The organism is Streptomyces rectiviolaceus, assembly GCF_039533825.1.
In the GTDB taxonomy this organism is placed as follows: domain Bacteria; phylum Actinomycetota; class Actinomycetes; order Streptomycetales; family Streptomycetaceae; genus Streptomyces; species Streptomyces rectiviolaceus.
The window spans coordinates 1-7588 of record NZ_BAAAUG010000107.1; the positions used below are offsets into that span (position 1 = coordinate 1).

A 7588-nucleotide genomic window follows, 5' to 3' on the forward strand; every position below is an offset into this window, starting at 1 on the left:
GGAGCGTCAGCTCGGCCGTGATCCGCTCCAGGTCGTCGCCCGCCGGATGCTCGCCGGGCCGTTCGCCGCGCTGCTCGGCCGCCTGCTGGGCGGGCTGCTGGGCGGGCTGCTCCCGAAGCCACCACGCCCGCAGGATGTAGAGCAGCATCGTGTCGAGCAGCGCGGGCACCACCGCGTCGGACCCCGGCTGCGGGTCGGCGAGTTCGGCGCCGAGCAGCTCCACGGCGGCCCGCAAGTGGGCGTGCTCGCCGATCCTGGACGGCAGGTGCACCACCTCGGGCAGCTCGGCCAGCAGTGGATGGGCGCGCGCCTTGTCGAGCTGGTAGGCCCCGCAGAGCAGGACAGTGGCCGCGCCGTCGCCCGCGCTCTCCCACGTCCTCGGCCAGGTACCGTCCGGTGCGAGGACGAACTCCTCCAGGTGCGCGTCGGGCGCGCTGGCCAGGCCGTGCCCCCGCCCGTGCGCGAGGAAGACCACGTCACCGGGCCCGAGCGCCAGGGGCTCCGCGCCCTCCGCGGCCGACAGCAGCCAGGCCGAGCCCTGCAGAACCACATGGAACCCGGCTCCTCGGGTGGCACCGAACCCCATGCCCCAGGGCGCGTGCTTGGTCGTACGAGAGGAGTGCGGGTGCCCCGTGCGCATGGCCGCGATCGCGTCGCTGAGTACGTCCATGTCCGTACGGTAGCCCGGGGGGACGGACAGCGAGACGTACTGACAGAAATTCGAGATCGGCAGGCATGGATCGTCTCGCACGACCTGCATAGCGTTCTCGACATGACAACAACAACCGGCACCACGACGACCGACACCACCACGACTACCACGACCACCACGCGCACCGTCCTCTTCGACGAGATCGGCGGCCCCGAGGTCCTGAAGATCCACGACGTGGAACTCGCCACCACCCCCGGCCCCGGTGAAGTCCTCGTCCGCGTAGACGCGTTGGGCCTCAACCGCGCCGAAGCCCTCTTCCGCTCCGGCGGCTACTACTACCAGCCCACCCTGCCCGGCTCACGGCTCGGCTACGAAGCCGCGGGCACCGTCGAGCAGATCGGCGACGGCGTCACCGAATTCGCGGCGGGCGACACGGTGTTCACCGGCCCCGGCATCGAGATGAGCGCACAGGGCGTCTACGCCGAGCGCGTCGTCCTGCCCGAGTCAGCCCTCGTGCCGCGCCCCGCCGAGGTGGACGCGGTCACCGGAGCCGCGGCCTGGCTCACCTACACCACGGCGTACGGCGGCATGATCGAGACGGGTGGGCTCCGACCCGGCGACCACGTCCTGATCACCGGCGCGTCCAGCGGGGTGGGGACGGCCGCCATCCAGGTGGCCCGGCGCATCGGAGCCGTCCCCGTCGCCACGACGCGCACCGAGGCGAAGAAGCAGCAGCTCCTCGACCTCGGCGCGGCGCATGTCATCGTCACGGACGGCGGGAACGTCGAGGGCACAGTGAAGGAGACCAAGCGGTTCACCGACGGGCGCGGCGTCGAGCTGATCTTCGACGCGATCGGCGGCCCCGACTTCCGCCCCCTGGCCGAGGCACTCATACCGGAGGGCGGCACCGTCGTCGCCTACGGCTGGCTCGACCCACGCCCCGCCGAACTCCCGCGGATGGCCGACCTCAAGATCCACTTCTACGCCAACTCCACCCTGACCACCACCCCGGCCGGCCGCCGCCGCTCCACGGCCTTCCTCAACCAGGGCCTGCGCGACGGCGCCTTCCGCCCGCCGATCGCCGAGGTCTTCGACGGCCTCGACCGCATCCAGGACGCGCACCGCCTGATGGAGTCCAATACACACACCGGCAAGATCGTGGTGAAACTCTGAGGGAGGGCCGATCCACCCATCCGGAGCCACGGGGCCGGAATACCTCACCCGTTCCGGAGGTTGGCTCCGCTACGACCCCAGCGAACCAACCCCGGAAGGGAAGGGCCAGTCATGAAGATCGGCATCATCGGCGCGGGCAACATCGGCGGCAACCTCACCCGCCGCCTCACGGCAGTCGGCCACGACGTCTCCGTCGCGAACTCCCGTGGCCCGCAGACCCTGACGGCCCTCGCCGAGGAGACCGGCGCCACGCCGGTGACAGTCGAGGAGGCGGCACGAGGCGCCCAGGTCGTCGTCGTGACGATCCCCCTCAAGGCCGTACCGAACCTGCCTTCCGGCTTCCTCGCCGAGGCGGCCGAGAACGTCGCCGTCATCGACACCGGCAACTACTACCCCCAGCAGCGCGACGGGAAGATCACCGAGATCGAGGAAGGCCTGACCGAGAGCCGCTGGACGGAACGACAGATCGACCACCCGGTGATCAAGGCCTTCAACGGCACCTACGCCCACGACATCCTCGACAAGCCCCAGCCCAAGGGCACACCCGGCCGCGTGGCCCTCCCGGTGTCGGGCGACGACGAGGCCGCCAAGAAGGTCGTACGCGACCTCATCGACGAGATCGGCTTCGACACCGTCGACACAGGCGGCCAGGACGAATCCTGGCGCCAGCAGCCGGGCACCCCGGTCTACGGCCTGGCGGCGGACGCGGAAACGGTCCGCAAGGCGCTGGACTCGGCATCCCAGGAGCGGACGCCGGACTGGCGCGCCTGACGGAACACCTCGAGTCGCGCGCGGGACGACTACGGCTTGGCCCAGTCCCGCAGCGCGTCCTACCCAAGGGCCGTTGACTGCGTGGCCGTCCGGGCACTCCGGGCGGGTGTCAGTGGGTTCTGCAATCGTGTGCGTCGTGGATGAACTCGTGGAACGCGTTGACGCTCAGGACCGCGTGCTGGGGGTAGTCAGTCGGTGGGAGGCCGTTCGGGAGGGCTGGCTGCACCGAGTTGCTTCGGTGGTGTGCCGTGATGAGCAGAGTCGCTTTCTCGTCCATCGGCGTGCCGAGCAGCTGTCCCGTTTCCCAGGTCATTACGAACTCGGGGTCGGGGGCGCTGCAGGAGTCGGCGAGTCCTATGAGCAGGCGGCTGCCCGCGAGCTCAGTGAGGAGCTGGGAACATCCGCGGCAGTGTGCCTTCGGTTCAAGTTCCTCAACCGGGGCGGGCTCAGCCCTTACTGGCTTGGGGTGTGCGATGCCGTGCTTCCGGAGGTCGTCGCCCCCGATCCGGGCGAGGTGGCCTGGCACGGGTGGCTGACCGAGTCCGAGTTGCGGCGGGCTCTGCAGCAGTGGACCTTCACTCCTGATAGCCAGGAGATCTTCGATCGGTGGGGGCACTTGGCGAGGAAGTCGTAGCTGCGGTAGCCCTCACCCAGGTCGTAGTACTTCCAGGGCTGTTCGCCGCCCGCGAAGCGGTTCCGGGAAGAACCGCTCGCGGCGGACGGGGCGTAGACCGACCGAAACGTCAGTCGATCGTGGCCCAGTCCCGCATCGCCTGCTTGCTCGCGAAGTCCGCCACGTTCTTGTCCAGCGGCGTCGACGTGTACTGGTGGATCCGCCACTTCGCCTGGATGCGGGGCTTGCCCGCCGAGACATAGTCGGCGATCCACAGACCGTCACCCGCAAAGGACGTGCTGTCCCGGGTGGTCCAAAAATCGCGATTACAGTAGAGCAAACACCTGTGCGAGGGCCGCAACCTCTTCACCTCCCGGATGAAGCGGTCCTTCTCGGCGTTCGACGCGGCCGTCCGGTCTCCCGTCCACTCCCAGTCCACCGCCAGCAAGTCCCCTGATTTCTCAGGGGCCTTGCTGACGAAATACTCCGCCTGGGCCGTGATGTTCCCCGGCCACAGGAAGTGGTAGAAGCCCACCACGCAGCCGCCGTCCCGTGCTCGCTTCGTCTGGGCCGTCAGGCGTGGGTTCACGTACGAGCGGCCCTCCGTCGCTTTTATGATCACGAAAGAGATGCCGTCCGTGTCGAATGTGGACTGGTACGAGCTGACGTCGATGCCTTTGAGCACGGGCGACCTCCTGAGCTGCAGGGGGGTGGGGGGTAGGTGTATCTACCCTTTTTGTGCCCGGTGGCCGCTGTGGTCAACCGTTGAACAGCTCAGCGGAAGATCCCGGTGTGGCCGAGTGAGTAGCGGCCAGGTTGCGGGTACACCGCGAGGCCGTGTGGGCCGCCGCCCACCGGGATGCGGGCGGTCTGGACTCCGGTGCGGGTGTCGATGGCGTACACCTCGGAGTCGTAACGCCCGGACAGCCAGAGGGTGTTGCCGTCGGCCGACACGCCGCCCATGTCGGGGCTGCCGCCCTGCGGGAGCTTCCACTTCTTGGTGAGCTTGTTCTTGGGGAAGTCGAATACGGAGACGGTGCCCTCGCCCCGGTTGGACACGTACATCTCGCGTGAGTCCCGGCTGACGTACAGGCCGTGGGTGCCCTTGCCGGTGGGAAGGAGCTTCGGTTTCTCGAACTTCTCGCCGTTCAGGACCCACATGCCGTCGGCCATCATGTCGGCGACGTAGAAGGTCTTTCCGTCGGGCGAGATCTTCACGTCCTGCGGCATGGCGCCGTCGAAGGGCAGTTTCTGCTGGCCGATGACCTTCATCTTCTCCGTGTCGACCTTGAGGAGTTCGCCGGAGAATTCGCAGGAGACGATGAAGTAGCGGCCGTCCGCCGAGAAGTCGGCGTGGTTGACGCCGTAGCAGCTGACCGGTTCGGTCTTGACCTTCTTCATGGTGTGCGGGTCGCGGAAGACCAGTTCGCGGTCCATCGAGGCCATCACGATGGCGTACTTGCCGTTGGGCGTGAAGTAGAGGTTGTACGGGTCGTGGACCTCGACCGGCTTGCCCGCCTTGCCGGTCTTGGGGTTGATGGGGGTGAGCGTGTGGCCGCGGTTGTTGTTGACCCAGAGCGTCTTCATGTCCCAGGAGGGGACGACGTGCTGGGGCTGGATCCCGACGTCGATCGTGTCGATCACTTCGTACGTCTTGGGGTCGATGACGGAGACGGTGTTGGAGTTGGTGTTGGGGACGTAGATGCGGGAGGGGAAGTCCTTGACCACCGGGGAGAGTTTGTTGGGGCGGTCCGCCGCGTAGACGTCCTTGGGGTCGAGGACCGGTGGCATGCCGGGGAGGCCCGGCGCCACCTTGGGCTTGGCGGGTTTCTGGACGCCCTTGGTGCCGAGGGCTTCGTTCTCGCGTGTGTCGCTGCCGCAGCCGGCGAGCGCGGCGGCGACGACGGCGCCGGCGGCGATGACCGCTCCGGTGCGCTTGGTGAGGTTCAGGTGCAGGGTCATCAGGTCAGCAACTCCGTGGTCGTCACCGCGCGCAGGTTGCGGCGGTCCAGTTCTTCCAGGACGGCGGGGAGCGCGGCGACCGTGTCCGCGTACCCGAAGTGCAGGCTCACGACGGAGCCCGCGCGTACCTCTGAGGCGATCTTGCGGGTGACGGCCGGGGCGCCCGGCGAGGTGAAGTCGAGGGAGTCGACGTCGTACGAGAGGACGTGCGGGTAGCCCGCGCGGCGGGCGAGGCGGGCGACGAGGGGGGTCGCGGTCTCGGCGCGCGAGGGGCGGAACCAGGTGCCGATGGAGCCGGTGAGGCGGCGCAGTCGGTCGGCGCAGCCGGTGATCTCCGCGTACGCGTCGGTCTCGTCCATGGCGTTGATGGTGCGGTGGTGGTGGGTGTGGTTGCCGAGGTCGTGGCCGCCGTCGAGGATGCGGCGGGCGAGCTCGGGGTGTTCGTCGAGCCAGCTGCCGACGGCGAGGACGGTGATCTTGGCGTCCGCCTTCTCGGCGATGGTGAGCAGGGACCGCGCGGTGGCCGGGTCGCCCTGGCCGTGGAAGGTGAGGGCGACCTGGGGGCGGCCGCGGGGGCTGTGCGCGATCTGGTCGGGCAGGCCGGGGAAGCGGCGGGGTGCGGGGGCGGGGCGGGCTTTCGCGGCGGGGCGGCGGGCTGCGGGTGCGGCCCGGTGTGTCGCGGGGGCGGATCCGGAGGCGGAGCAGCCTGCGGTGAGCGCGCCCGCGAAGGCCAGCCCGGCGCCCGCGCGGAGGGCTCCGCGGCGGTCGGTCTCGATCACGCGACCATTTAATGGTCAAAGCGGGCGAAAGCTGCTGATTGCCCGCGAATGAACCCTGCGGGTCGGCGCCGCGGGGGCTCTTGGACACCTCGCCGCCCCTTGCGGAACACCTGTCACAGCCGGAACTTAACCAGCGTTTACCAGGCAGGTGTCCCATCTCACCGAGGATTCACCTTTGAACTGTCATGATTTGCACCCTTATGCCCGGATAGATACTTTTGGATCGCTGGCCCCCGTCTGCCATAGTCGGAGCCACGACCCCCATTGACCCGGGCTCAGGTCGTCTTCAGTGCCGTGGACCACACCCCTTTGTCCACGGCACTCCGCGCAGGCCCCCGCAGCGCCCCTCAACGGCGACCGGGGGCTTTCGCGTCTTTTCGCGTCTCAGCGGTCGGCGACCCGCATCTCGAACCAGGTCGTCTTGCCGCGCGGCAGCAGGTCCACGCCCCACCGGTCGGAGAGCTTGTCGACCAGGAAGAGGCCACGGCCACTGAGGTCGAGTTCATGGACGGGCATCAGACAGGGCAGTCCGCGCGAGGGGTCGCGCACCTCGATCCTGATCCAGCCGCGCCGCCGCATCATCCGCAGCCCGAAGACGCGGGCGCCGGTGTGCCGCACGGCGTTGCCGACGAGCTCGGAGGTGAGGAGTACCGCGTCCTCGGTCAGCTTCGGGGAGAGCCCCCAGTGCCGGAGCACGACGACCTGGGCGAGCCGGCGCGCGATGGCGGCGGACTCCGGGCGCGACGGCAGCGGAACTTCCGCGTCCGTCGGATTGCCGAACAACTCCAGCGCCTTGAGCGCGTGTTCGTCCTCGACCGCCGGCGACCAGCGCGCCGCGGTCGCACTCCCGTGTCGCCGCGGCTGTTCGATATCCTCCAGCCCCGCCATGCCCCCATCATGGCCGCACAGAGCGCGTTCCGGGGCCGTTCCGACGGAATAAGCCCCCCGGAACCATCCATTCCGGGGGGCTGGGTAGGCATATGCCAGTGGCAGTCAGGGCCCGGTGACACCCCTGTTGACCTGCGATGACTACCCGCTTACGGGTGATCACTTACGGCCGCGGAGCAGGCAGGCTTAAGGTTCTCTTAAGTCCCGCATAATCCGCTCTTCCGGGGGACACTTTGGCTGACGCGCTCTCAACTGCTCGCGTTCCAGCGGAACTTCAGGGTTGCTGCAGGGGTCGCTGCAGAGGTTGCTTCAGAGGAACTTCGCCTTGCCCGGACCCTCGTCGACGAAGCTGCGCATGCCCCGCTCGCGGTCCTCGGTGGCGAACAGACCCGCGAACCAGGTGCGTTCAATCGCGAGCCCGGTGTCGATGTCCGTCTCCAGGCCTGCGTCCACGGCCTCCTTGGCGGCGCGCAGCGCGAGCGCGGGACCCTGCGCGAGCCGCGCGGCCCACTGGTGCGCCTGCTCGTACACCTCGGCGGCGGGCACCACCCGGTCCACCAGGCCGATGGTGAGCGCCTCGTCGGCCTTGACCATGCGGCCGGTGAAGATGAGGTCCTTGGCCTTGGACGGGCCGACCAGACGCGACAGGCGCTGGGTGCCGCCCGCGCCGGGAATCAGGCCGAGCAGGATCTCCGGCTGGCCGAGCTTGGCGTTGTCGGCGGCGATGCGGAAGTCGGCGCAGAGCGCCAG

General features: G+C 68.9%; 9 protein-coding genes. 3 read left to right on the forward strand and 6 right to left on the reverse strand.

Annotation, left to right across the window (positions count from 1 at the left end; translation table 11 throughout):
• The coding region (locus ABD378_RS27715; RefSeq protein ID WP_344524955.1) for a cupin domain-containing protein at positions 1-670 on the reverse strand (670 nt) is incomplete at its 3' end.
• 102 nt (positions 671-772) lie between these two features.
• Here ABD378_RS27715 and ABD378_RS27720 point away from each other — a divergent pair.
• From ABD378_RS27720 to ABD378_RS27730, 3 genes are all read left to right on the forward strand, one after another.
• Positions 773-1825 (forward strand): zinc-dependent alcohol dehydrogenase family protein, encoded by a 1053-nt coding sequence (locus tag ABD378_RS27720; RefSeq protein ID WP_344524957.1) that lies wholly within the window; start codon positions 773-775, stop codon positions 1823-1825.
• A 60-nt stretch (positions 1826-1885) separates the two neighbouring features.
• On the forward strand, positions 1886-2596 hold the full coding sequence (locus tag ABD378_RS27725) for an NADPH-dependent F420 reductase (protein WP_344524959.1): 711 nt from the start codon (positions 1886-1888) through the stop codon (positions 2594-2596).
• 136 nt (positions 2597-2732) lie between these two features.
• Complete coding sequence (locus ABD378_RS27730; RefSeq protein WP_344524962.1) at positions 2733-3230, forward strand: NUDIX domain-containing protein; 498 nt, start codon at positions 2733-2735, stop codon at positions 3228-3230.
• A gap of 109 nt (positions 3231-3339) precedes the next feature.
• On the opposite strand, the gene ABD378_RS27735 is transcribed toward ABD378_RS27730, so the two are convergent.
• The 5 genes from ABD378_RS27735 to ABD378_RS27755 form a co-directional block, all read right to left on the reverse strand.
• A complete protein-coding gene (locus tag ABD378_RS27735) occupies positions 3340-3894 on the reverse strand; it encodes a glycoside hydrolase family 25 protein (protein WP_344524964.1) in 555 nt (184 codons plus the stop codon).
• A gap of 89 nt (positions 3895-3983) precedes the next feature.
• The gene (locus tag ABD378_RS27740) at positions 3984-5171 is read right to left on the reverse strand and encodes a YncE family protein (protein WP_344524966.1); all 1188 of its coding nucleotides are present in this window, start codon (positions 5169-5171) and stop codon (positions 3984-3986) included.
• On the reverse strand, positions 5171-5950 hold the full coding sequence (locus ABD378_RS27745) for a polysaccharide deacetylase family protein (RefSeq protein WP_344524968.1): 780 nt from the start codon (positions 5948-5950) through the stop codon (positions 5171-5173). The genes ABD378_RS27740 and ABD378_RS27745 overlap by 1 nt, the downstream gene beginning before the upstream one ends.
• Positions 5951-6334: 384 nt before the next feature.
• Complete coding sequence (locus ABD378_RS27750) at positions 6335-6943, reverse strand: ATP-binding protein (RefSeq protein WP_344524976.1); 609 nt, start codon at positions 6941-6943, stop codon at positions 6335-6337.
• Between the two features lie 204 nt (positions 6944-7147).
• Positions 7148-7588 (reverse strand): enoyl-CoA hydratase/isomerase family protein (locus tag ABD378_RS27755; protein ID WP_344524970.1); only part of this gene is annotated, 441 nt, incomplete at its 5' end.

Excerpts from the sequence above, each read along its gene's own strand:
- ABD378_RS27720 (WP_344524957.1), top strand. The coding sequence starts at position 773 with ATGACAACAACAACCGGCACCACGACGACCGACACCACCACGACTACC.
- ABD378_RS27740 (WP_344524966.1), bottom strand. The coding sequence starts at position 5,171 with ATGACCCTGCACCTGAACCTCACCAAGCGCACCGGAGCGGTCATCGCC.